This window comes from Sinosporangium album (genome assembly GCF_900100605.1).
In the GTDB taxonomy this organism is placed as follows: Bacteria; Actinomycetota; Actinomycetes; order Streptosporangiales; family Streptosporangiaceae; genus Sinosporangium; species Sinosporangium album.
Map to the genome: position 1 here is coordinate 284,747 of NZ_FNCN01000001.1, position 24,695 is coordinate 309,441.

Below are 24,695 nucleotides of genomic sequence, written 5' to 3' on the forward strand. Positions count from 1 at the left end.
GCCCTCAGGTATACCGCGACGCCTGCCCGGCAGGGCATTGCCACGCCGAACATCTAGATATATCGTCAAAATATCTAGATAGTTGGGAAGGTGAGGACATGATGGACATCTCAGGTCACCACCCACCGTGGATGGGCAGAGGGCCGTTCCCCGGTCCCCACGGCACGCCCGGCCCGCCGGGCTTGCCCGGCCCACCGGGCGTGCCGGTCGTACCGGGCATGCCGGGTATGCCGGGCCATCCGCCGGGGCGGGGGTTCTCTCCGCGTGTGCGCAGAGGCGATGTTCGGGCGGCGCTGCTGCTGCTCCTGTCTCCGGAGAAGGGCGACGCGCGCAGCGGATACCAGCTCATCCAGGAGATCGAGGAGCGCAGTCACGGCGTGTGGCGGCCCAGCCCCGGTTCGGTGTACCCCGCGCTGCAACAACTGGAGGACGAAGGGCTGGTCACCAGCACGGAGCAGGGCGGACGCAAGAGCTATCTGCTCAGCGAGGAGGGCTTGCACTATGTGAGCGAGCGGGCGCAGGAGCTCGGCGCTCCGTGGGCCGACGTGGTGCGGTCGCTGCCCGACGACATGCAGGAGCTGCGCCTGCTCTGGGCGCAGGTCGGCGAGGCGTTCCTCCACCTGACCCGGGTCGCCGACACGTCGCAGGTGGAGGCGGCCAAGAAGCTGCTGATCTCCACACGCAGGTCCATTTTCACTATCCTCGCGGAGGGCGACGATGAGTGAACCGGCCCCCGCGATCTCCGTGACGGGCTTGAAGAAGACATACGGCCAGGTCGAGGCGGTCAAAGACGTCAACTTCACCGTGGCCCCCGGCGAGGTGTTCGGTTTCCTCGGCCCCAACGGGGCGGGCAAGACCACCACGATCGGCATGCTGTGCACCCTGGTCGCGCCGACCGGCGGCACCGCGCTGGTGGCGGGCCGCGACGTGGTGCGTGAGCGCGACGAGGTCAGGCGCAACATCGGGCTGGTGTTCCAGGACTCGACCCTGGACCTCTACCTCTCGGCGGAGCAGAACCTGAGGTTCCACGCCGAGCTGTACGGCGTGCCCAGACCCCAGGTCGGCCCCCGCATCCAGCAGGTCATGGAGATGGTGGCCCTCTGGGACCGCAAGGACAGCAAGGTGCTCACCTTCTCCGGCGGCATGAAGCGCAGGCTGGAGATCGCACGCGGCCTGCTGCACTCGCCGAGGGTGCTGTTCCTCGACGAGCCCACCGTCGGTCTCGACCCGCAGACGCGCGCCGCGATCTGGGGCTACATCCACAAGCTCCGCCGGGCCGAGGACATCACCATCTTCATGACGACGCACTACATGGACGAGGCCGAGTACTGCGACCGCATCGCGATCATCGACCATGGCGAGATCGTCGTCGTGGACTCCCCCGAGGCGCTCAAGGCCAGTGTGGGCAAGGACAGGGTGAGGATCTCGACGGAGGACTCCGAGGCGGCGATCGACGCCTTGGAGAAGCGCTTCGGCCTCACGGCGGCGGTCCACGAGGGCGAGGTGATGTTCTCCGTGCCGGCGGGCGAGGAGTTCGTCCCCCGCCTGTTCGCCGAGCTGGGGCTCCCGATCAGGTCGGTGAGCGTGTCGCGGCCCTCGCTGGACGACGTCTTCATGTCGTACACAGGCGTCACGATCCGCGATGCCGAGTTCGAGAAGTCCGCCACGAAGACGTGGGCCCGCACCACGGGAAGGAGATGAGCGATGCTGACGGACATCGCGGAGCCCGTCGCGGTGCGGACCCCGGGAATCGGCGTGAGGCACAACGCGCGTGCCGTACGCGTCGTCCTGCACCGCGAGATCCTGCGTTTCCTTGACGACCGCCCCCGCATGATCTCCATGCTGGTCCAGCCCGTGCTCTGGCTGTTCGTCATCGGCACGGGCATCGGCAGCCTGGTGGAGACCGCGGTCCCCGGCATCGACTACCGCACCTTCATCTATCCCGGCATGATCTCCATGACGATCATCATGACGGCGATGTTCTCCGCCGGATCGATCGTCTGGGACCGGGAGTTCGGGTTCCTGCGCGAGATGCTCGTCGCGCCGATCAGCAGGACCGCCATCGTCACCGGCAAGTGCCTGGGCGGAGCGGTGGTGGCTACCGCTCAGGGCCTGATCATCTTGGCTCTCGCGGGGTTGGTGGGCGTGCCGTACGACCCGGTGCTCATCCTCACGATGGTGGTCGAGATGTTCCTCGCGGCCTTCACGGTCACCGCGTTCGGGGTGCTGATCGCCGCCGGATTGAAGAACATCCAGTCGTTCTTCGGCGTGGTCCAGATGGCCGTGATGCCCATGCTGTTCCTGTCGGGAGCCATGTTCCCCCTGGCCAACCTGCCCGGCTGGCTGCAGGTGCTGACCACGGTGAACCCGCTGACCTACGCCGTCGACCCGATGCGGCAGGCCGTCTTCTCCCACCTCGACCTGTCGCCGACCGCCTCGGCACTTTTGAACCCCGGTGTGAGCTGGGGGGACTGGAAGGTGCCCGTCCCGCTGGAGATCGGGCTGGTGACGGCCGCCGGCCTCGTCCTGCTCGCCATGGCCGTGGCGCGCTTCCGCAGGGCCCGCTGACCGTACGGCGGACGCCGAAGCGGCCCGGACGCCTGAGCATCCGGGCCGCCCCCCTGTCCGTCACGCTCCACTCGGTCGGAGCGCGTCAGTCGGACACCTCAGCGCTTGACGCGCACGTAGTCGCTCTTGCTGGTCGAGCCGTAGGCGTCGGAGTCGCCGGCGAAACGCACCCTCCAGCGGCCGGACGTGTAGGCGCGGACGTAGGTGCGGACGTCGCCGTCGCCGTTCGACAGGTTGGTGGTCTTCACGTAGCGGTACCTGGAGCTGCCGGCGGGCTTGAACTCGACCTTGACCCGGGCGCGGTAGCCGTCCCAGCCCCAGTCGTCGTCGATCTGGAGCTTGGCGGTCAGCTTGATGTTGCGGCCCTTGCGCACGGGCTCGGGCGACGCGTTGAACCTGATCAGGCGGCTGTCGACCCGCTCCTCCGGCTCGGGCTCCGGCTCGGGAGCGCGGGAGACGTCGATGCGGTCGGTGTCGCTGACGGCCTTGTGGGCCTCGCTGTTGCCGTCGAACTCGGCGCGCCACCAGCCCGTGGACCAGGTCCTGGCCCGGGCCTTGAACCAGCCGTCGGTGCCGGTCACCGTCGAGGTGACGTACCTGTAGGCGTCGGTCCCCTTCTCACGGAAGGTGAGGTTGACCTTCTGGCCTCGGCCGTAGCCCTTCCAGCCGCTGCCCCAGTCGATCTGCAGCCTGCCGGTCAGGGTCAGCGTGTCGCCCTGCGAGACGTCCTCGGGAGAGGCGTTGAAGTCGACGGCCCGCGTGTCGTAGACGTTGCGCACGTTGAACGGCACCGAGTCGGAGACCTTGGTGCCCACCACACTGGTGGCGTGGACGCGGAAGTTCCACTCACCGGGCTTGTGGGCCCGGGTGAACTTGTACTGCGCCTTCCACTTGGTGCCGTCGTTGGTGGCCACCACGTCGGTGCCGTCCTTGGCACCGGGCGCGGTGAGCACGACCTTGGCGTTGGTCGCTCCGGCCTCGAAGCTGAAGGTCGCCGTGGTGCCGTTGGAGCTGTCCACGACGACGGGGTTGGGGGATACTCCGATCTTTGAGATGTCGGGACCTGAAGAGGTGCCCGCCGACGCCGCCGGCGTCACGGCGAGCGCGCCCGCGCCCATCGCCGTGACCACGACGACGGCTCGGAAGCGTTGCAACATGGGGTTCATCCTTCCCCTGAGGTTCCAACGCGGCATGAGGGTGCCACGTCCTTCCTTCAAGTAGACGGAAAATAGGGGCAAACCGTTTGGAGATCTGACAAACAGTAAACAAATCCTGTCGATCTACCTGTCTGTCGAGCAACACGGGCATCACCGCCGCGGGGACGCGTGGGAACGCTCCCAGGCGATTACTCACAAGGTTGGGCCCTGATGGGGACGCAGGACACCTCACAGCGACATAATCGGGCATGTGGCGCGTGACAGTGTTGAGACGCATTTCATCGAGGCGATCGGGGCACTGACCCCGGGCATCCGACGCGAACCAGAACTTCCCATCCGCGACGGGACGGGACTGACGGGAGCGCGGTGCCGCGAACTGTTCGACTACCAGCTCGGCAGCCGCCTCTTGGACATCGCGGCCCGATGGCTGCGCGAAAGGGGCGAGAGCTACTACACGATCGGCTCCTCGGGCCACGAGGGCAACGCGGCGGTCGCCGCCGCCCTACGCACAGGCGACCCGGCGCTGCTGCACTACCGCTCCGGCGCGTTCTACCTGACGCGGTCGACGATGGCGGGCCGCCTCCCCGAGGAGGGCCTGCGCGACGTGCTTCTCGGCCTGTCGGCCGCTGCGGAGGAGCCGATCGCCGGAGGCCGGCACAAGGTGTTCGGACACCCCGACCTGGCGGTGATCCCCCAGACCTCCACCATCGCCAGCCACCTGCCCCGCGCGGTCGGCGTCGGTTTCGCCATCGAGCGGGCCGCCAAGCTCGGCGTGCCGGGCCGCTGGCCGTCCGACGCGATCGCGGTGACGAGCTTCGGAGACGCCTCTGTCAACCACGCGACGGCGCTCACCGGACTCAACACCGCGGCGTACGGCGCCTACCAGGGCATGCGGCTGCCGGTGCTGTTCGTGTGCGAGGACAACGGCATCGGCATCAGCGTGCGTACGGCCAAAGGCTGGGTCGAGGCGTCCCGCCACTCGGCCATGCCGTACTTCGCGGCCGACGGCTGCGACCTCGCCGACAGCTACGACGTGGCGCGGCGCGCGGTCGAGCACGTGCGCACCACGAGGAGCCCCGCCTTCCTGCACCTGCGTACGGTGCGCCTCGGAGGCCACGCCGGCTCCGACGTCGAGCTGAGCTACCGGACCCGGCGCGAGATCGCCGCCGACCTCGAACACGACCCGCTGGTGCACACGGCGCGGTTGCTCGTCGAGGCGGGCCTGGCGACGCCCGAGGAGCTGGTCCAGCGTTACGAGACCACGCGGGAGCACATCCTGAAGATGGCCTCCGAGAGCTCTCGCCGGCCCAAGCTCACCACGTCCGAAACCGTCATGGAGCCGCTGTCGCCCCGGCACCCCGACAAGGTCGCGGTCGCCGCCTGCGAGGCCGCCGCCCCCGAGGCGCGGCGCAAGCTCTTCGGCGAACTGCCGGAGAACGAAGGCCCGATGACGCTGTCGCAGGCGATCAACCGCACCCTGGCCGACGCCATGCTGGCCGACCCCGGCGTAATGGCGTTCGGCGAGGACGTCGGGCGCAAAGGCGGGGTCTACGGCGTGACCCGGCGCCTGCAGAAGCGCTTCGGCGGGGAGCGGGTCTTCGACACCCACCTCGACGAGCAGGCGATCCTCGGCCTCGCCCTCGGCGCCGGGGTGTCGGGCATGCTGCCGGTGCCGGAGATCCAGTACCTCGCGTACCTCCACAACGCGCTCGACCAGATCCGGGGAGAGGCGTCGAGCCTGTCGTTCTTCTCCCAGGGCTCCTACCTCAACCCGATGGTGGTCCGTATCGCCGGCCTCGCCTACCAGAAGGGGTTCGGCGGGCACTTCCACAACGACAACTCCGTCACCGCGCTGCGCGACATCCCCGGTCTCGTCGTCGCCGCGCCCGCCAGGCCCGACGACGCCGCCGCCATGCTGCGCACCTGCCTGGCCGCGGCGCGGGTGGACGGCACGGTCAGCGTCTTCCTGGAGCCGATCGCGCTGTACAACACGCGCGACCTGTTCGACGAAGGCGACAACGGGTGGCTCGCGCCGTACGTGCCGCCGAGCAGATGGGCCGAGACGCATGTGCCGTTCGGGCGGGCGAGAAGCTACGGCGACGGCCGCGACCTCACCATCATCACGTTCGGCAACGGCCTGCACATGAGTCTGCGCGCCGCCGTACGGCTCACCGCCGAGGGGTTCGGGTGCCGCGTGCTCGACCTGCGGTGGCTGCGTCCGCTGCCGATCGAGGACATGCTGCGCGCGGCCGAGCTGACGGGCAAGGTGCTGATCGCCGACGAGACGCGCCGGACGGGCGGGGTGTCGGAGGGCATCGTGACCGAGCTGCTGGACGCCGGGTTCGGCGGGCAGATCTCGCGGGTCACCTCCCACGACAGCTTCGTGCCGCTCGGCCCGGCGGCCGGGCACGTGCTGCTGTCGGAGGCCGACATCGAGGAGGCGGCGCGCAAAATGCTCGGCTGAGCGAGGTCTTGATCTGGGGGACCGGTCGGACGAGGGAGCGCGCTGACGCGTCGGGAGCGGAACCCGAAGCTGATCGCGGCGAGCTGCAGGTGCGCTCCCCTCGGCCGTTCCTCCGTGCACATCGATGAGACGTGCCCCCACACCCTGGTGGATGCTGCGTCCGACTGCGGCGCTCGCAGCCACAGGACCCCACCTGACTGTTCTCAGGGCGCCGGCTACCGATCACCTCACCGAGGGTTGAGGATCTCGGTGATCTGGAAGAAGCCGTCGGTGCCGTGGCCCCGGCCGATGGCGCGGCGCGCCAGGCCTTCGGCCGCACGCATCACGCCCGCGTCGATGCCATGGGCCTCGGAGGTGTGGACGATATGGGCCATGGACGACACCGCCGAGGTGATCGGGTTGCCTTCGCCGGAGAACCTGCCGCTGTCCACGTCCGCCGCAGCCCGCTCGAAGATCGGGGGAAGGATCGTGCCGATCCCCTTGGCGAACGGCACCAGTTCCCGCGCGGTGACCCCCTCGGCCCTGGCCACCGCCAGCGCGTGTGCGTAGCCCGCCATCGCGGTCCAGAAGATGTCGAGCAAGGCGATGTCGTATGCAGCGGCCCTGCCGATGTCCTCGCCGAGGTGGGTGTGTGTGCCTCCCAGGGCGTCCAGCGTCGGTCGGTGCTCGCGGTAAAGCTCCTCAGGACCGCTGTGCAGGAATACCCCGGCCGGTGTTCCGATGGTCGTGATCGGTGTCATGATCGCACCATCCAGGTACCCGAAGCCGTGCTCGGCCGCCCAGGTCGCGTTGTCCCGGGCCCGATCGGGGGTGTCGGCGGTCAGGTTCACGACAGTGCGCCCCTTGAGCGCGTCGGTGACCGCGCCACGCCGCACAATGGCGTCCACCGCGTCGTAGTTCACCACGCAGATCACGGTCAAACCGCTCGCGCCGACCGCCTCTTCGGGCGACCGAGCACTGACCGCGCCCCGCTCGACCAACTCCCCGTCCTTGCCCGGCGTCCGGTTCCAGACCGTGGTCCGCAGACCGGCGTCCAGGAAGGCGCCGGCCAGGGCCCGCCCCATCGGACCCAGGCCGAGCACGGTGACGGCAGACTGTTCAGCGTGTGAGGTCATGCCTCTACTCCTCGATAATGAGCAAAACGGTGATGAATGGGATGACGATGACGCGCAGCCGTGCCCAGGACCCGAATGTCTGCGGAGTGACCGCCGCGATTGCCGTGATCGACGGCAAGTGGAAGACGATATTGCTCTGGCTCCTGGAATCCGGTCCGCGCCGCCCCGGCGAGCTACGCCGGCGGCTGCCGGGCCTCACCGAGAAGGTGCTGACTCAGACGCTGCGGGAGATGGAGGCCGACGGACTGGTCCACCGGGAGGTGCACGATGTACGGCCGTTGAAGACCGTGTACTCCCTGACCTCGTTCGGCCATGAGCTCTCCGAAGCGCTGGCACCGCTTTCCGACTGGGGCCATCGCCGCCTGGAGAAGCTGGCCGCATCCCAACCAGTCTCGTGAAACACCGCCAACCTCCCCATCTCATCTGGCTGTAAGGGCGCTTCGGCCCGCACGACCAAGCTTCAAGCCGCCACGGGCCGGCCGACAAGTACCCACAAAAAGGTGGCTACCGCAGGTAGCGCGGAGTACTGGCGCGGCTCGGCCGACTACCGGTCTTCTCCTGAACGGGATGCTGCGCGGTAACAGCGGCCGTGCGGGTCTCGTCGGCGGTTTTCTTACGGTGTCAGGAGTCGGCGAGGAGTCGGGTGTTTCCTACGACAGGCCGCCATCGGGCAGACTTGACCTCGACATGAACGACGCTTCGCTCCTGGCCGACCTGTGGGTCCACCTGACCACGCCTCAGCCGACTCCATCGGTGTGGATCGTGGTGTTGTCCGCCCTCGGTGCCCTGGCAGTGGTCTGGCACTCGACCTCGTGGCAGCTTTCGCGGGGCCTGATCACCATCGCGCACGAGGGCGGCCACGCACTGGCCGCCCTGTTGACGCGGCGCAAACTCCAGGGCATCCGCCTGCATTCGGACACCTCCGGGGTCACGCTCACCCGGGGGCGCCCGACCGGGCCCGGCATGATTCTGACGGCGCTGGCGGGATACGTCGCCCCGTCGCTGCTGGGGCTCGCGGGGGCGTGGCTGACCGGCGCGGGCTACGTGACGATCCTGATCTGGAGCATGCTGGCGCTTCTGGCCTGCATGCTCCTGATGATCCGCAACCTGTTCGGCGTGGCGATCCTCGTCGCCGTCGGCGGCGGGCTGCTCGTGCTGTCGATCTACGCGCCGCCGGCCGTACAGGCGGTCGCCGCCCACGCCGCCGTCTGGTTCCTGCTGCTCGGCGGGTTCCGCCCCATCGTCGAACTGCGGCGCAAGCGGCGGCGCACCCGCACGCCCGACTCCGACGCCGACCAGCTCGCCCGGCTCACCATCCTGCCCGCCGGGTTCTACATCGGGTTCTTCCTGCTGGTGGCGGCGGTGTCCCTGGTCGGCGGGGCCTACCTGCTGGCCCCGCTGGAGGCGCTGGGCCTGCGCTGACCTGACGCGAGCCGCCCCGAAGTGTCAGTGCCAGGCCCTACCGTAGAGCGCGTGCCCGAGACCGACCACGAGATCACGCTCGACTCCGTGCTGACCGATGAGGCCGTGCTGGCGACCTACCGGCGCATGTTCGCCGCGCTCGCCAGGGACAGCGGGGCGGTCGTCGACGACCCGACGCTCGTCGACATCGCCGAGACGCTGTTCGCGGCGTTCGCCGAGGCCGGCGAGGAGTGGCTGACCCATGAGCAGATGCGCCACGCCTGCCGGGCCTTCCCCGGCGACCGGTTCGACAACCGGCTGCGGGTGCTGAAAGGTCTCGGCGCGATCCGCGAGGTGTTCCCCAAGCCCAACCAGCTCCGCTACCGGGCGTCCTTCACGAGCGTGGTCGGGCTGATGTTCATCCGGCGCATGATGGACGACGGCGGGCAGTCCGAGATGCACCGCCTGCTCGCCCTCGAAGACCTCAACGTCGCCGATCCGCGCACCACGATGGAGGAGGCCGGGCAGAGCGCGCGCAACCTGTCGCGCGCGTTCCGGCTGTGGGCGCTGGAGCTGGTCACCCTCACCACGGGCACGATCGAGGAGCTGCGGGAGCAGGCCCCCAAGCTGTGGGGCACCGAGGAGATCGCGCGGCGGGCGCAGAGCCTGCACGCCACGATCCTCACCCGCTGGCCCGAGCTCGACCGGGTGTGCACCGAGCTGCGCGCCTCGATCTACGCCTACAGCGACGCCTCGCGCCGCGCCGCCGGGCGGCTCGCCGACTCGGCGGGCACCACGCGCAACCTCATGCTGCTCCCCGCCGAGACCTGGCGCACGTTCTCCCAGACGGCGAGCCGCGAAAGGCTCGCCTCGGTGCTCGACGGGTTCGTCTTCGACGCCCCGGCCTCCTGGCACGACCCGGCGGCGATCATCCGCGCCGTCGACGAGAGCCCCCGTCCCGCGCCCGCCGCCCCCGCTCCCCCGCGCTCGTCGCTGCCGGACGGCGGGCCCGCCGACTCCCTCGACCGGGCCGGCGCCGACGGGCTCGCCCGCCTCACCGAGGTCGCCGAGGCGGCGCTCGGCGGCGGTGGCGCCGCGCCGGTCGACCGGCTTCTGGCCGAGGCGGGCGACTGGGTGTCGGCCCGGCGGCTGCTCGCCGACCTGACGTCCGCCGATCTCCGCCCCGAGGTGCCCTTCCGGCTGCGGTGGTCCGACGAGCTGACCGCCGATCCCGACGGCGAGCCGGTGTGGCTGTCCCACGGCGCCCTCACGAGGTCGGGCCATGACCGCTGAGCACGAACCCGAACACGAGCCCGGCGGGGCTCGCCCCGGCAGGGCACACCCCGGCAGGGCATACCCCGGCACGGCCGACTCCGACAGGGCCGACTCCGACAGGGCCGACTCCGACAGGGCCGACTCCGGCGTGCCGGGTTTCCGGGGCGGCTCGGGCGCGGCGGCGGAGGCGCATGCGCGGGTGCGGGCCTCGGGGCCCCTTCCGCTGGGGGCGGGTGAGGCGGCTCCCGAGGGCATGACGCGCCTGGCCCACGACGACACGTCGGGGATCGCGCTGCCGGTGTGGCCGGATGGGGCGACGCCGAGTCTGCTGCTGGAATACCAGGTCAACCCGGTCGCCGTGGAGCGCGCCGGGGAGACCAGGCGGGTGCTGGCCGCGTGCCTGAAGTGCTGCTGGACCGATGGGGGCACCGACCCGTGGCCCGGTGAGCCCGCGCCGGTGGGGCTGGTGCTCGACACCTATCGGGCGCTGATCGGGCGCACCGACGACCTGATGCGCAACTGGGCCGTCGGCGCACTGCGGAGGTTGCACGACTCGGCGTGGATCGTGCTGTCCGACGGGTTCGTCAGGCTCGGCCCGCGCTGCGCGACCTGGCCTCCCGAGACCCACACCCAGCTCGCCGAGCTGGTGCGCCGTCTTCCCGAGCCGGGCGAGCCGGGCGCCCCGGCCGGCGGCGAGACACCGCTGATCGCCGACGAGCACCTCGTCGAGGCGGTGCTCGTCGAGGCCGTCCCGGGTGGGGGTTCGGTCGCGGAGGCGTCCGCGGCGACCGATCTGGACGAGGCGCTGGAGGCGTTCGACGAGAGGCGGCGGGCGGAGCTCGTGGCGGCGTTCATGGCGGTGGAGCACGCCGCCGAACCGGTCCACGAGGCCCGGTTCGCCGCGTTGCGCGACCCCGCTCCGCGCCGCGCCCTCGCCGACCTGCTGGCGCGGCGGGGCCGGGTGCTGGTGCAGCGGCGCGAGCACTGGACGTCGGGCTTCGACGACCGGGTGGCGGCGCGCGTCGGCGCATCGCTCGGCGAGGCCGAGCGGGCGGTGCTCGTGCTGGTGCTCATCCACTCGGTCGCGATCCCGAGGGCCGAGGGGGTGCTGGCCGAGGACACATGGCTGTCGCCGCACCCGACGTCCGTCGACGAGCTGCGGCGGCACACGCAGGTGCCGGTCGGCGAGCTTTCGGCGGCGCTGCGGGCGCTGCGCCACGCGGGGCTGGTCGCGCAGGTGAAGGCGGGTGAGGAGGGGGGCGGCTACGTGCCGGGGCCGCAGTTCCACCGGCTGACCCCCGCGGCGCGGCGGCGGCTGCAAGAAGAGCTCATCCTGGCCGCCGGCCCCCACACGCCTCTGGGCGCGGCCGTACGGGCCAGGCGCGGCGACCGCGGCACGCGAGCGCGTGGCGCCGGCACACATGAGGTCGGCACACGTGACGCACGCCCGCACGACGCACGAGTAGGGGACAACCCGTGACCACGGCGGACCAGACCGACAACGTCGTCGGAGCCACGGACCTGGTCACCCGACAGGCCGTCACAGGCCCGGTGCCAGTGGTCCCGCATGACGCGACAACGCACGACGCAAGACTGGGGGGCAACCCGTGACCGTGGCAGACCAGACCGACAACGTCGTCGGAGACAGAGTGCTGGTCGCCGTGCAGGCGGTCAACATCTCCCGGCTGTCCACCCATGTGGTGCCGGTGGTTCCGGGCACGCTGGTCGTCGTGGCCGGGGCGGGCCCCAAAGACTCCAACGGCGCCGGCAAGTCCTCGTTCATCGCCTCGATCACGGCGCTGCTCGGCGACGAGCAGTGGCGTTTCGCCTCCGGGGCCAAGGCGGTGTCAGAGCTGCTGTTCAACGCCGAGCTGGCCGCGGGCGCGGGCGGGCGGCAGTGGGCCAGCGCCTCCCACGGCTACATCGTGGGGGTGTTCGGGGCCACCGGCCGGCTCGACCCGATGACGGTGTGGCTGCGGGTCAACCAGGAGGCCCCGCACCTGGAGGTCAGGTGGACCTCGGGGGTGCATGTCGCGACGGGCGACTCCGAGGCCGAGCGGGTGGCGAAGGCCGACGAGCGGTGGGCCGCGCTGCCCCGCTCGGCGGGGCGCCGCGACGTCGTGGCCCGCGACCTGACCCGGGTGCTCTACGGCGGGCGCGTGCGGTGCGTCTCCTTCCTGTCCACCTCGGTGCGCACCAAGGTGGCGACGAACCTGCTGTCGCAGCCGCTCAACGAGATCAGCCCCGAGCGTGTCTTCGAGGCCATCGCCGCGCTCACCGGCCTCGACGCCGAGCTCGACCAGGAGCGTGAGGCCCGCCGCGACGAATACGCCAAGCGGGTGGGCGCGGCGCGGGCGGCCGAGCACCTGAGCGAGTTCGAGGCCGAGTCGCGGGCGCTGCTCGACACCTTCGACAGGCGCGACCGGGCGCGGGTGCGGCTCGCCGACGCGCTGCGCTGCTGGCGCGGGCGGCTGGCCCGCCGCCTCAAAGACGCGGCGGATCGGGACGGGAGGCTGGCCGAGGAGTCCGAGCGTTTCGAGGCGGCGGCGCAGACCGCCGCCGAGGCCGTCGCCGCGGTCAAGACCGAGCTCGCCCAGTTGAAGGACGACACGCTCGACCGCGCGCTGGCGCAGGCCCGCGCCGAGTTCACCACCGCGCAGGCGCAGGCGGCCCGGCTGGAGGCCGACCGGGCCGTGGCGGAGAACTCCGCCGACGAGCTGCGCGCGGCCGTACCCGCGTTGGAGGAGGTCCGGCGGTTCGCCGACGGGCGCGACGTCCCCGCGGCGGAGCGCGAGGTCGCGGCGACCCGCTCCCGGCTCAACCTGGCTCTCAAGGCGCTCGGCGTGGCCGACCGCGAGGTCGAGGAGGCCGCGGCGGCGCTCGGCGACGCCGAGGGCGGACCCGCCGCGGCGCAGCTCAAGGCGCTCTCCGCGGCGGGGGTCGCGGCCTGCGGCCTGCTCGACGCCCTCGATGTGGCCGAGCAGGCCCGCGGGGTGGTCGACGTGCGGGGCCGGCTGCAGGAGCACGCGGTCGTCGTCGACGCCGCCGACCTGGCCGCCGCGTCGGCCGCGCTCGGCGGCCTGCCCGGCTCGGTGATCGTCACCTCGGCCGGGGTCAGCGTCACCGGCGCGTTCGACAGGGTGCCGACGGGGCGCGAGGCCCGCGTCAAAGCCGCCGAGCAGCGGCTGCACCGCGCCCGCGACGCGCAGGAGGAGGCCGCGGCGGCCGTGCGTACCGCCGAGGACCACCTCGCGGAGGCCGGGCGCCGCCTTGAGGGCGCGCGGGCCGCCGTCCGGCTCGGCGAGCTGGAGGCCAGGCTGGCCGAGCGGCGGCAGCGCCTCACCGAGCTGACGCAGGCGCTGACGGAGCTCACGCCCAAGGTCGCCGAGGCCGAGCGGCGGGTGAGCGGCCTCGACTTCCGCGCCCGCACCCGCGACCTGTCCATCGAGCGACTGGAGGGGCGCCGCGCCCGCTGCGAGTCCGAGCGCGCCCAGGCCGCGGCGGGCGCGGCCCGCATCGCCGCCGAGCGGGAGGCGCTGGGCCTGCCGGCCCTGGTCTCCGAGTGGGGCGGCAGCGCGGACGCCGCCAAGGCGTGGCTCGACGGCCTCGGCGAGGAGGCGGCTCTGACCGCCGAGGAGTGGTGGCGGGCCGCCGAGCGCCACGTCGAGCACGCGCTGCGCGACACCTTCCCCGGGGAGGACGACGAGCTGCCCGAGGAGCTCGCCTTCCTCGTGGCCGAGCGCACCGGCCGCACCTCGCGCGAGCAGGCCACCTTCCCGGCGCTCTGCGCGGCGCTCGCCTCCTACCTGCGCGGCCAGGAGGACTACGAGCGGCACCAGCGGCGGCAGATCGAGGCCCAGCTCGCCTCGCGCCGCCGCGACCTCGCGGTCGCGGAGACCGGGGCCGAGGACGCCGCCCAGTCGACGGCGGTGCACCGGGCCGCGCTCACCGCGGCCGTCAAGGCCCGGCTCGCCCGCGTCGCCGAGGAGTTCGACCGGCTCGACCTCGCCTACGGCGGCTACGGCGCCACGTTGGACTTCCCCGTCCCGCCGGCGCCGGCCGACCCCGAGCAGCGCTGGTCGTGGAAGGTCGTGCCGAAGTGGCGGCGGGGCGAGGGGCAGGGGCATGTGCCGTACAACCGGAGGGCCAACACCGCGCTCATGGACGAGAAGGCGGTGAAGCTGGTGTGCGCCGCGGCCATCGCGTCGTCGGGCGGGGGGCATCTGTGCCTGGTCCTCGACGAGCTGGGCCGCAACCTGGGCAAGGAGCACCGGCGTGAGGCGGTGGCGCTGTTCCGGCGCATCGGCGAGACCTACGGGATCACCGTCATCGGGGCGCTGCAGGACGACATGGAGCCTTACGCGATCGACGCCTGCGGGCAGTACGTCAAGCTTCGCCGCTCGTCGGACGCCATGCCGTACAACGAGCCGCCGGTCGTCATCGGCCACGACGCGCACGCCGAGCGCGTGCGGGCCCTGGCCGCGTTCGTCGGCCGAGGGCCGGCAGCACCCCACACGCCGCCGGAGCCGCCCGAGCCGCATGAGGCGGCCGGTTCGGCCGAGTCGGCAGGGGGTGCGGTGGGCTAAGGGGTCGCCCGGGTGCCGGGGCTGTGCCGTACCGGCCACGGGGGGCGATTTAGGGGGAATAAGCGGATAGCATCGCACCTCGATGACCGGAGAAATCTCAACCGAGCCGGATGAGCAAGACCAGCGGGACGAGCGGGACGCTTATCGCGCGATGGGGCTGGCGCTGCGCGTGGGCGAACTGCTGCTGGGCAGCGGCGAAGCCACCGAAACCGTGTCCGAGACGATGCGCCGCATCGCCGCGACCTACGGCGTGCGCAAGTGCGAGGCGGACGTCAATCTCTCCTCCCTCAGCATTTCCCACGTCCCCGGCGGCGACCGCGCGCCCGTCACGGCCGAGCGGCGCGTACGGCGCCGCCAGCCCGACTATGACCGCCTGATCGCCGTCAGCTCCCTCGTGCGGCGGATCAACGCCGGGGAGCTTCCGCTCCCCGAGGCCGAGACCCGGCTGCGCGACATCACCCGGAGGGTGGGGGTCTATCCGAACTGGTTGATCGTCACGAGCCTCGCCCTCATCGCGGCGTCGGCCAGCATCCTTGTGGGCGGCGGCTGGGTCGTCGCGGTGGCCGCATTCGCCGCCACCGTGCTGGGCGACCGCGTGGGAGCGTGGCTGGCGCGCCGGGGAGTCGCCGAGTTCTTCCAGCTCCTGGTGGCGTCGCTGCTCGGCACGCTCGTCGCCGTGGGCCTGATCTGGCAGAAGGTGCCGGTCCAGGCGTCGGCGGTGGTCGTCGGCGCGGTCGTCGCCCTGCTGCCGGGCCGCGCGCTCGTGGCCTGCGTGCAGGACGGCATCGCCGGTGAATACGTCACGGCCGCGGGACGCCTCACCGAGGTCCTCTTCATCGTCGCCGGCGTGGTGTCCGGCATCGGCACCGCGATCGCCGTCGGGCTGCGGCTCGGCGTCCCCGTCACGGTGGACGATGTGCCGGTGGCCCCGCTGTCGCTGGAAGCCCCGCAGCTCCTCGGCGCGGCCGCGGTGAGTCTCACCTTCGCCGTGGCGCTGCTGGTCCCGCCGCGCCACGTCCTGCCCGGCGCGCTCGGCGGCGGGCTCATCTGGACCGCTTACGTGCTGCTCAGCGAGGCGGATTTCCCCCCGCTCATCGCCACCGCCGTCGCCTGCGCCGCCATCGGCCTGCTGGGTACGGCTTACGCCAAGCTCGTCAAGGTCCCCGCGATGGTCTTCATCGTTCCCGCCGTCGGCCCGCTGCTCCCTGGAACGCTCCTCTACCGCGGCATGCTCGATGTGAGCCTCGGCCACCTCGCTGGCGGCACCGTCAACCTCGTCCAGGCGATCTCCACCGCCCTGGCCATCGGCGCCGGCGTGATCCTCGGCGCGGAGATCATCCGTGCTTTCAGCAGCCGCCGACTCGCCCGCCGTTTCCGCCCCGCCGCCCGGCGCACCCGCGGCTTCTAGCCCGGACCGCCCTCGGCCCGCCGGTCGCGCTCGCCTCCGGCGGCGTTCCGCCGTACCCGGCCCTGGGTAGGGACAGTGCTGGACCGACCTCGGCGAGCGCGCGTGCGCCGGGCGGTTCACGACGAGCATCGACGCCCGGCACGACGGCTCCGGGCGTCGTCGGCCGTCCTTCTCTCCCCGACCGGACGGATCCGGTGGAGGCCGATCGGAGCATCCGCCGCCGAGAGAGAGACGGAGAAGGCGATCTCATGACCAGTCTGCCCAAGCGCGACCCCGCAGCCGATCACCTGCTGGCGCCCGAGAACTCGGCGTTGATCCTGATCGATTACCAGCCGCCGCAGGTGTATACGTCCGCCTCGATCGAGCGCGGAGCCCTGGTGAGGAACGTGGTCGCGCTCGCCAAAACCGCGAAGCTCTACAAGCTGCCCATCGTCCTGTCCACGGTGAACGTCCGCACCGGCATCAACCAGCCGACGATTCCCCAGCTTCGCGAGGTCATCCCGGACGTCCCGGAGATCGACCGGACGTCGATCAACTCCTGGGAGGACGCCGATTTCCTCGACGCCGTGAAGGCCACCGGGCGGCGCAAGCTGATCATCGGCGCGCTGTGGACCGAGGCGTGCCTGCTCTTCCCGACGCTCGACGCGCTGAAGGAGGGCTTCGAGGTCTTCCCCGTGGCCGACGCCGTCGGCGGGACCTCGCGGGAGGCGCACCATGCCGCCCTCAGCCGCATGGTCCATGCGGGAGCGCAGCCGACGAGCTGCGCATCCCTCGCCTGCGAACTCCAACGCGACTGGAACCGTCACGAGACGGCCCCGGGCTTTGTGGAGAACTTCATCGACCACGGTCTGACCCCGGGCTGGTATTTCGCGCTCGAAGCCGGCCAGAAGCGCGCCGCCGGGCGGTAGCGCCCGGGCGGGGTCAGTTCAGATAGCCGCCGCGCAGCGTGCTGGCGTGCACCTCGCGGTCGGTCGCCTTCAGCTCCGCCTCCACCTGGGTGATCGTCTCGTCAACGGTGGTGCGGAGCCGCTTGCGGTGATGGGTCAGCGCCTGGCCGAACCGATTCGCCGACGGCCCCACCCACACCGAGCCGCCAGCGAACTGCTTGACGGCCTGGTCCAGAGCCCGCTCCAGGGTACGGCCACGGGCCTGGATCTTCTGGAGCACTTCCTGAAGCTCCCGATGCCGCGGATTGGGAACGAGCTTGTCCAACGCAAATCCCGTCATTTCATATGTGTTTCCCCGTGGACGCCCACGGTGGCATGATCGGCTAGGCGTTCGATTGTCACCCGATTGACGGGGTCAGCGGGCTCGAATCCCGCCTTCCGGGTCGTGTCCGCCGGGACACTAGATCACGGTGCTCCAGTATGACCAGAACCGGATGCCGATCAGCGTCAGGACGCCCAGGAACCAGACGGTGAGCGCGACCGAGTGGTAGGCGACGGCGGTCTCCACAAGGCGTCGGGCCGGGCGGGAGAGCCGCGACCGGGACAGGTTGCGCAGGGTGACGTACCAGAAGATCGGCATGGTCACCGCCCACACCACCATGCAGTACGGGCACAGGGCGCCGATGGTGTAGAGGCTGTGGTAGATCAACCAGTGGACGAACACCGCCCCGGCGGTGGCACCGGCCTGCAGTCCGGCCCAGAACCAGGGGCGGAACCGGGCACCGGCGAGCTGGGCCGCGCCGACGGCGACGACGATCGCGAACCCGGCGATCCCGAGGAGCGGATTGGGAAATCCGAACAGTTCCGCCTGCGGAGTGGTCATGACCGAACCGCAGGACAGAACAGGGTTGATGCTGCAACTCGGCACATAGGCCGGGTCCTTCAGCAGCGCGATCCGCTCCACGGTGAGCGCGAACGCCGCGATCAGGCCGATCGCCCCGCCCACCAGCAGCAGGTACGGCAGAAGCCGGGGATAGGGCCCGCCCTCCGCATCGCCTGCCCCGGTGTCCGGCCCAGCATGCGACGCGCCGTCCGGCTCGGGGCCCTCCGCAGGGCCCTCCGCGGCGTCAGCCGGCGAGCGCCGCATCGACCGCCGCCTTGAGATCGTCGGACGTGCGGAGCTCGACCTTCTCGCCGTTCACGAAGAACGTCGGCGTGCCCTGCACCCCCAGAGCCTGCCCGTCGGCCACGTCCTTCTTGATCCGCTCCAGCGTCGCGGGGTCGTTGTACGCCGTGTCCCAGGCGGCCATGTCAAGGCCGAGATCCTTGGCGAACCCGCGGAAGGTGTCGTCGGCGGGGACCCGCTTCTCCCCCCACTGGGCCTGGGTCTCGTACATGCGCTGGTACATCTGCTCGAACTTGCCCTGCTGCGCGGCGGCCTCGACCGCGCGGGCGGACCGCTCGGCGTTGAAGTGGCCCGGGATCGGGAAGTACCGGATGACGAACGTGACCTTGCCCGCGTATTCCTTGCGCAGCTCCTCGACGATGGGATAGGCCGCCCGGCACGCCTCGCACTCGAAGTCGAGGAACTCGACCAGCGTCACCTTGCCGTCGGGCGCCGTCTGCACGCGGTGGCTGTCGGCCCGCACAACCCTGGACTCCCCGTCAGCGACGGTCGCGGAACCCGCGCCCGAGCCGGACGCGTTGATCGCCAGGGTGGCCGCCGCCACCACCGCGAACATCAGGACCACCACCAGCGTGGCCACGAGGTTGCGGCTGCGCGCCGCCTTGCGCCTGTCCTCGGCGCGCATGGCGTCGACCTTGGCGCGGAGAGCTCTGGACTTGTCCTTCCCCTGCGACACTTGACCCCCTTCCGCTGGAGACCACTCGTATGCCTGGCCCCAACCGGTATCGCAACTTCTCCGTCACGTAGAAGACGTAGAAGACGTAGAAGACATAGAAGACATCGTGTAGAAGATAGGGATGTCTTCGCAGTGCTAGCAACACGATCGACCAGAGGCCGCTGGTCGGTCGAGCCTCATCAAGCACATCGGCACCGGTGAGGCGCTTGCTCACCTTGGCCTGTCAGGGGGCGGTCGGGGTTCGGTCAGGGGGTTCGGTCAGGGGGTGTAGACGCGCGCGGTGGAGCCGGTGGCGGTCTTGTTGATCACGAGCCGGCTGGGGATGCGGGTGCGCAGTTCGGCGACATGGCTGACCACGCCGACGACCCGGCCGCGGACGCGGAGGGAGTCGAGGATGTCGAGAACCCTGTCGAGGGTGTCCTCGTCGAGGCTGCCGAAGCCCTCGTCGACGAACAGGGTGCCGATGTCCGCGCCGCCGGCCTCGTCGGTGACGACGTCGGCGAGACCGAGCGCCAACGCCAGGGAGGTCATGAACGCCTCGCCTCCGGACAGGGTGGCGGGGTCGCGGTCGACACCCGTCCACGCGTCGACGACACGCAGGCCGAGGCCGCCACCGGAACGCGTGCCCGCGGTCCACGCCAGGTCGTGGCGGAGCAGATATCTGCCTTCGGACATCGGGTCGAGGCGTAGGTTGGCGGCGGCCACGACCTGGCTGAGCCGTTCGCCGAGGACGTAGGACGACAGGCTCATCCGCCACCGGTTGTCGGCCGAGGTGCCGAGCGCCAGGGCGGCCATGCGTTCGGCGAGACGGTGATGGTCGTCCGCCGGGCGCCACAGATCGAGCGCCGCCTGAAGTTCGGCGTTGAGTGCGGCGAGGCGTTCCCGCCTGCGCACGGCCCGGTCGAGCGCCGTGGCGAGGCCGGTGGCGGCCCGGTCGGCCTCGTCGCGCCCGGCCGCCAGGGTCGGCAGGTCGGGCTCGGGGACGTCCGCCGCCGCCTGGAGCTCCGGATCGTCGAGGATGCGTGTCACCGCGGCGTGCTCGGCGTCGAAGGCCCGGAGCCGTTCGCTCATCTCACGTAGTTCGCCGGCCGTGCGGACGGACTCCGTGACGGCGAGCATGTCGGCGAAGCCGTGTTCCAGCGCGGCGAGCAGGGCGCGTTCCCTCGCCGCGTCACGCTCGGCCGCCGCCGTGCGGGCCGCGCCCAGCCGCTCGCCCGCCTCCTGCAGCAGATCGGCCTCGACGGAAAGCCGCTCCACCCTGGCGTCCAGCGTCGCGTCGTCGCCCCGCGCCCCGTCGAGGGTCGCGGCCAGCCTCTCGCCGGCCGCCGCGAGCTCCGCTCGTCGGGTGCGGCACTGCGCCAGCTCGACCGCGATCTCCCCCGCCCGCCCATGCAGAGCCTCGGCCTCCCCGGCCAGGCTCTCCACCTCGGCCTGACCCTCGTCCTCCAGCGCGGCCCGATCCGCGATCACGCCGAGTGCCCACTCCACCATGCCGAGCGTCTCCCCCGTCACCTCCCCCGCGACGAACCCCCACCGCCCCGGAACATCAGCCGAACCGGTCCGCCCCGACCCACTCCGGTCATCGTTGCCGCCCGGCAGGGCGGTCTCGCCCACGGCCTCGTCGGACCGCGCCGCCGTGTCCACGCCACCCGTCAAGGCCGCCGTCACGGACGCGGGGACGCCCGCCGAGTCGGCCACCGCGTCCACACCCCACCCCACGGCCTCGGCGACCACCGAGGCGGCGACGCGCCCGGCGGTGAGGGAGCCGACGGCCCCGCTGTGCCGTACGGAGAGCTCGGCGACGTCGAGCAGGGCGGATCGGGCGACGGCGAACAGATCGGCTTCGGCCGCCAGGCGGGCGCGGCGGGTGTCGAGGTCGGCGTCGTCGCCCCTGGCGGCGTCGAGCCTTGCCGTCAGCCGGGTCCGCTCGTCGAGGAGCTCGCCGTGCTGGGCGCGCTGCTCGGCCAGCGCCAGGTCGAGCTCGTGGGCCCTGTCGCGCAGGTCGTCGAGCTCGCGGTCGAGGCGGCGCGCCTCGGCCGCGAGGGTCTCCTCCCGGTCGGCGTCGGCCGTGAGGGCGGCGAGGCGGGCCTCGATCTCCCGGACCGCCTCCGCGGCCTCCTCCACCGACCGGTCTCCGGCCGCGGCGGTCTCCCGGTCGAGGTCGCCGCGGAGTACGGCATGGGCCCGCTCGGCCTCCCTCCGCTCCTCCACGGCGGTGTCGTAGAGCGCCTGCACCTGCGCCTCGTCTTCGGCGGAGGGGGCCCCGGCCTCGCCCGCCTGAGCGGGGGCCGGGTGTTCCGGCGAGCCGCACACCGCGCAGGGCTCCCCGGGGGCGAGCTCGCGCGCCAGCTCGGCCGCCATGCCGTCGATGCGGGCCTGCCGGACGTCGAGGAGGCGCTCACGCAGGCCCTGAGCCGCGTCGACCGCATCCCGCAGCGCCTCGGCGGCGGCCCCGACCTCGCCGCCGAGCCGGTCGCGGCTCCGCGCCGCCCGCAGCACCTCCGACGCCGCGTCCCTCTCCGACGCCGCCGCGGGCACCTGGGCGGCCCGCTCCCGGGCCCCGGCCAGCTCCGCCCGCGCGGCGTCGGCCAGCTCCGGCAGCTCGCCCCGGCGGGCGGCGAGCCCCGCCTCCCGCTCGCTCAGCCCCGCCAGTGCCTCCTCGGCGTCGGCCAGCCGCCCGGCGACCTCCCGCAGCCGCTCCTCGTCGGCTCGCAGGCCGTCGAGGACCGCACCCTCCTCACGGCACGCCCGCTCCCACCCGGCCAGCCGATCGGCCGAGACCCCGGCGCGACCGGCCGCCCCGCCCGCCTCCGCCGGAACCGGTGACGCCCCCTCGTCAGGCTCCGGACCATCCACCGCGGGCGGGGGGCCGGCATGCGAAGACGTCCCCTCACCGGCTCCGGGGGGAAGCGGGAGGGCCTGCGCCTCCTCCTCGAACACCCTGGCCGGGAGGGCGGTCACGCACTCCTCGGCCCGGCCGGAGGCGGCGGCGAGATCGGCGGCGAGACGGTCGCGGTGGGCGAGGGCATCGAGACGGGCGACGACGTCGGCACGTATCGAGCGGGCCGTCGGGAGGCGTACGGCGGCGCGCCTGGCGGCCTCCAGGCGGGCCCGACCCGCCTCGACGCGGCCCGGGAGCAGCGCGGCCTCTGCGGCGGTCCGCCTGTCGGCGTCCTCCAGGTCCGCGATCCGCCGGTTCACATCGTCGAGGTCCGCCCGCACCTGGCCGAGCCGCTCCTGCTCGGCCCGCAGCGCTGCCAGCGTGGCGGTCTCGGCACGCCGTTCCCGCTCCATCGCCGTCAGCAGCTCGGCGTCCGGGCCGTCCGCGTCGCCGCCTTCGCGGCGCCCGCGGCCGGCCCCCGGCACGACGGGATCACCGGGATCGCCCTGGGAGGACATGGGGTCTCCCCGATGGCCGTCCGCCACCTTGAGACCGGCCCGGGGAGGGACGCGGTCGGCGCCTCCGTGGCCGGCACCCCCGTGGGGGAGGGTGCGCTCGGCTTCGGCGAGGAGCAGCGGCCGGGCGCGGGAGAGGGCGTCGGCGGCGAGGGCGTCGGCTTTCAGGGCGGCCTCGCCGCGCTGGCCGGCGGCTTCGATCAGCGGCGCGACGCGGTCGGCCCGGGCGGCCTCGTCGAGGGTCTCCACCAGGTCGGCGCGCTCCTCGCCGGCCTCGTCGAGCGCTCGCCGCCGGGCGAGGGCGTCGGCGTGCCGACGTCTCAGCTCGGCCGTCCGGACCGCCTGCTCCACCTCGCCGCGTACGGCGGAAGCCCGCGTGGCCGCCTCCGCATGGGCCGCCTCCGCCAGCTCCGCGGCCCGGGCCGCCGCGCCCAGCAGGCGGCCCGCCCACCCCTGCGGGTCGTCCCCGGCCGGCGCAGCCGTGTCCGACACAGTCGCGCCTGGAACGGCAGTGTCCGACCCAGCGGTGTCCGGAACACCCGTGCCCGCAACAGCCGTGCCCGCAACACCCGCGCCCGGTGCGGCTTCCGCCGCCGCGCCCTCCGGCGCGGACGGCTCCTCACCCGAAACGAGGTCGCCCGCGGCCTCGGCGAGGCGTTCGAGGACGAGGTCGACCTCCCTGCGGAGGCGGGTGGCCTCGCGACCGGCCTCGGTGCGGCGCTCGGCCAGCCACTTCTCGGCGTGGGTATAGGCCTTGACCGAGAACAACCGCTCCAGCAGCGCCCGCCGGTCGCGGCCGGCGGCTCGCAGGAACCTGGAGAACTCGCCCTGCGGCAGCATGGCCACCTGCTGGAACTGGTCGGCGCTCATGCCGAGCAGGTCGCCGACGAGGTGGCCGGCCTCGTCGTGCCGCGTGGTGAGGCCGCGCCACTCGCCGTCCGCCAGCTCTTCGACGACGGTCTTGGCCTTCTCCTCCACGGTGCCGGTGCCGCGGAGCTTGGGGCGCTGCCAGGCCGGGGAGCGGGTGAGGCGCAGGCGGCGGCCTCGGATGGTGGCCTCAAGGCGCACAGCGGGGCCGCGGCCTTCGGGGGCGTGGTCGCAGCGGAGGCTGCGGGCGCTGTCGCGCTGGCCGGGCACCGCGCCGTACAGGGCGAAGCAGACAGCGTCGAGGACGGTGGTCTTACCGGCCCCGGTGGGCCCGTGGACGAGGAAGAGGCCGTCGTCGCCCAGGGCGTCGAAGTCGATCTCCTCGGTGCCGGGGAAGGAGCCGAAGGCGGTGAGCCGGAGCCGGTGGACGCGCATCAGCCGGTGACCTCCTGGAGGCGGAACTGCCGGAGCGCCTCGTCCAGGAGCCGGGTCTCGGCGTCGTCGGCGGGTTCGCCGCGCACCTCGCGGACGAAGTCGCGGGCGATGTCGAGCTCGGCGCGCCCCGCGGTGCGGGGGGCGCGGGCGGGCGCCTGCCGCGCCCCGTCGGATTCGAACGCGAGGGACAGCGTGTGGGGGAAGCGCTGCCGCAGCCGCTCCATCGCGGCGCGCGGTCGGACCGGGTCGGTGATCACGACGTGGAGCCAGTGCTCCTCATAGGGGGTGTGCCGGGCGCCGGTGAGCAGTTCGTCGAGGGTGCCCTCGCGCACCGAGACGGGCCGCGGCACGGGCGCGGGCACGAACTCCGCGCGGACGGGGCCGGAGCCGGAAGCGGAGCCGGGACCGGAGCCGGGCTCGCCAAGGTCGATCAGCCACGTGCCCTTGACCTGACCCGCCTCGGAGAACGAGTAGGCCAGCGGGGAGCCGGAGTAGCGCACGGTCTCGCTGACGCACTGGCGGCCGTGCAGGTGGCCGAGCGCCACGTAGTCGGTTCCCGCGAACACCTCGGCGGGCACATGGGCGACTCCCCCGACGCTGATGTCGCGCTCGCTGTCGCTGGCGACCCCGCCGGTGACGAAGGCGTGGGCGAGGACCACGGAGGGGCCGGGCCGGGCGGCGAGGTCGGCGCGGACGAGCGACATGGCGTGGCCGAGGGCGGCGGCGTGGCTGCGCTCGGCGAGCCCGTAGGGCTCTTTCACGAGATCGGGCTCCAGGTAGGGGATGGCGTAGAAGGCGACCCCCTTCACCGTCACGGGCTCGCCGACTCTGGCCGGGTCGGTGCGCAGGTGGACGCCTGCCCGGTCGACGAGGCCCGCCAGGAACCCGAGCCTGAGCGCGGAGTCGTGGTTGCCGCTGATCACGACGGTGGCGACGCCTTCGGCGGACAGGCGCTGCAGGGCCTCGTGGCAGAGCCGGACGGCGTCGACAGGGGGCAGGGCGCGGTCGTAGACGTCGCCGGAGACCACGACGGCGTCGACGCTCTGGCCGCGGACGGTGTCGATCAGGTGGTCGACGAACACCCCCTGCGCGGACAGCAGGCTCTCCTTGTGGAAGGACCGGCCGAGGTGCCAGTCGGACGTGTGCAGCACGCGCATGTCGCATGAAGCTAACAGGTCTCACCGACAATCGCGGCCCCATCGGCCACAGGGGTATGCGGGCCCGCGGCGGGTAGTGTGGAAGATCGGGGGGCACACCCTCCGTACCGGGTCGGT

Annotated in this window: 18 protein-coding genes; 11 read left to right on the forward strand and 7 right to left on the reverse strand. The window is 72.4% G+C overall.

The genetic code is table 11. The features are described from left to right. Positions 1-98 precede the first annotated feature (98 nt). From BLQ73_RS01215 to BLQ73_RS01225, 3 genes are read left to right on the forward strand one after another with little or no spacing between them, the layout of a single operon-like run. Positions 99-725: a PadR family transcriptional regulator gene (locus tag BLQ73_RS01215; RefSeq protein ID WP_218125568.1), complete on the forward strand. Its 627-nt coding sequence runs from the start codon at positions 99-101 to the stop codon at positions 723-725. Next, entirely contained in the window at positions 718-1,701 is a 984-nt protein-coding gene (locus BLQ73_RS01220; protein WP_093167306.1) for an ATP-binding cassette domain-containing protein, read from the forward strand. Before BLQ73_RS01215 ends, BLQ73_RS01220 begins: the two co-directional genes overlap by 8 nt. A 3-nt stretch (positions 1,702-1,704) precedes the next feature. Next, positions 1,705-2,568 carry an ABC transporter permease gene (locus BLQ73_RS01225; protein ID WP_093167308.1) on the forward strand — a complete coding sequence of 288 codons (864 nt, stop codon included), beginning with the start codon at positions 1,705-1,707 and terminating at the stop codon, positions 2,566-2,568. A 98-nt stretch (positions 2,569-2,666) separates the two neighbouring features. Here the strand turns inward: BLQ73_RS01225 and BLQ73_RS01230 are convergent, their stop codons facing one another. Further along, entirely contained in the window at positions 2,667-3,725 is a 1,059-nt protein-coding gene (locus BLQ73_RS01230; protein WP_093167310.1) for a hypothetical protein, read from the reverse strand. Positions 3,726-3,975: 250 nt separating this feature from the next. Here BLQ73_RS01230 and BLQ73_RS01235 point away from each other — a divergent pair, with 250 nt between their 5' ends. Next, complete coding sequence (locus BLQ73_RS01235; RefSeq protein ID WP_093167312.1) at positions 3,976-6,189, forward strand: thiamine pyrophosphate-dependent enzyme; 2,214 nt, start codon at positions 3,976-3,978, stop codon at positions 6,187-6,189. Between the two features lie 227 nt (positions 6,190-6,416). On the opposite strand, the gene BLQ73_RS01240 is transcribed toward BLQ73_RS01235, so the two are convergent. Continuing rightward, a complete protein-coding gene (locus tag BLQ73_RS01240; RefSeq protein WP_093167314.1) occupies positions 6,417-7,304 on the reverse strand; it encodes an NAD(P)-dependent oxidoreductase in 888 nt (295 codons plus the stop codon). Positions 7,305-7,321: 17 nt separating this feature from the next. Between BLQ73_RS01240 and BLQ73_RS01245 the strand changes: the two genes are divergently transcribed. The 7 genes from BLQ73_RS01245 to BLQ73_RS01280 all read left to right on the forward strand — a co-directional run bounded on the left by BLQ73_RS01245 (position 7,322) and on the right by BLQ73_RS01280 (position 16,882). After that, the gene (locus BLQ73_RS01245) at positions 7,322-7,702 is read left to right on the forward strand and encodes a winged helix-turn-helix transcriptional regulator (protein ID WP_420819986.1); all 381 of its coding nucleotides are present in this window, start codon (positions 7,322-7,324) and stop codon (positions 7,700-7,702) included. Positions 7,703-7,991: 289 nt separating this feature from the next. Next, positions 7,992-8,726 (forward strand): M50 family metallopeptidase, encoded by a 735-nt coding sequence (locus tag BLQ73_RS01250; protein ID WP_093167316.1) that lies wholly within the window; start codon positions 7,992-7,994, stop codon positions 8,724-8,726. Positions 8,727-8,777: 51 nt separating this feature from the next. Next, positions 8,778-9,998, forward strand: a complete 1,221-nt coding sequence (locus tag BLQ73_RS01255) for a hypothetical protein (RefSeq protein ID WP_093167318.1) — start codon at positions 8,778-8,780, stop codon at positions 9,996-9,998. Continuing rightward, positions 9,988-11,460, forward strand: a complete 1,473-nt coding sequence (locus tag BLQ73_RS32015; RefSeq protein WP_245690663.1) for a DprA-like winged helix domain-containing protein — start codon at positions 9,988-9,990, stop codon at positions 11,458-11,460. Before BLQ73_RS01255 ends, BLQ73_RS32015 begins: the two co-directional genes overlap by 11 nt. 127 nt (positions 11,461-11,587) lie before the next feature. Continuing rightward, the gene (locus tag BLQ73_RS01270) at positions 11,588-14,566 is read left to right on the forward strand and encodes a coiled-coil domain-containing protein (RefSeq protein ID WP_245690664.1); all 2,979 of its coding nucleotides are present in this window, start codon (positions 11,588-11,590) and stop codon (positions 14,564-14,566) included. 82 nt (positions 14,567-14,648) lie between these two features. Then, positions 14,649-15,974 (forward strand): threonine/serine exporter family protein, encoded by a 1,326-nt coding sequence (locus BLQ73_RS01275; RefSeq protein ID WP_093167320.1) that lies wholly within the window; start codon positions 14,649-14,651, stop codon positions 15,972-15,974. A 248-nt stretch (positions 15,975-16,222) separates the two neighbouring features. Beyond that, on the forward strand, positions 16,223-16,882 hold the full coding sequence (locus BLQ73_RS01280; RefSeq protein WP_093167322.1) for a hydrolase: 660 nt from the start codon (positions 16,223-16,225) through the stop codon (positions 16,880-16,882). A gap of 13 nt (positions 16,883-16,895) precedes the next feature. On the opposite strand, the gene BLQ73_RS01285 is transcribed toward BLQ73_RS01280, so the two are convergent. The 5 genes from BLQ73_RS01285 to BLQ73_RS01305 all read right to left on the reverse strand — a co-directional run bounded on the left by BLQ73_RS01285 (position 16,896) and on the right by BLQ73_RS01305 (position 24,578). Then, on the reverse strand, positions 16,896-17,186 hold the full coding sequence (locus BLQ73_RS01285; RefSeq protein ID WP_093167324.1) for a hypothetical protein: 291 nt from the start codon (positions 17,184-17,186) through the stop codon (positions 16,896-16,898). Positions 17,187-17,321: 135 nt separating this feature from the next. Beyond that, the gene (locus BLQ73_RS01290) at positions 17,322-18,008 is read right to left on the reverse strand and encodes a vitamin K epoxide reductase family protein (RefSeq protein ID WP_093167326.1); all 687 of its coding nucleotides are present in this window, start codon (positions 18,006-18,008) and stop codon (positions 17,322-17,324) included. Continuing rightward, complete coding sequence (locus BLQ73_RS01295) at positions 17,989-18,723, reverse strand: DsbA family protein (RefSeq protein WP_245690666.1); 735 nt, start codon at positions 18,721-18,723, stop codon at positions 17,989-17,991. The genes BLQ73_RS01290 and BLQ73_RS01295 overlap by 20 nt, the downstream gene beginning before the upstream one ends. Positions 18,724-18,981: 258 nt before the next feature. Next, the gene (locus BLQ73_RS34440) at positions 18,982-23,421 is read right to left on the reverse strand and encodes an AAA family ATPase (RefSeq protein WP_093167328.1); all 4,440 of its coding nucleotides are present in this window, start codon (positions 23,419-23,421) and stop codon (positions 18,982-18,984) included. After that, positions 23,421-24,578 carry an exonuclease SbcCD subunit D gene (locus BLQ73_RS01305; protein ID WP_093167330.1) on the reverse strand — a complete coding sequence of 386 codons (1,158 nt, stop codon included), beginning with the start codon at positions 24,576-24,578 and terminating at the stop codon, positions 23,421-23,423. Before BLQ73_RS01305 ends, BLQ73_RS34440 begins: the two co-directional genes overlap by 1 nt. Between the last annotated feature and the right edge of the window lie 117 nt (positions 24,579-24,695).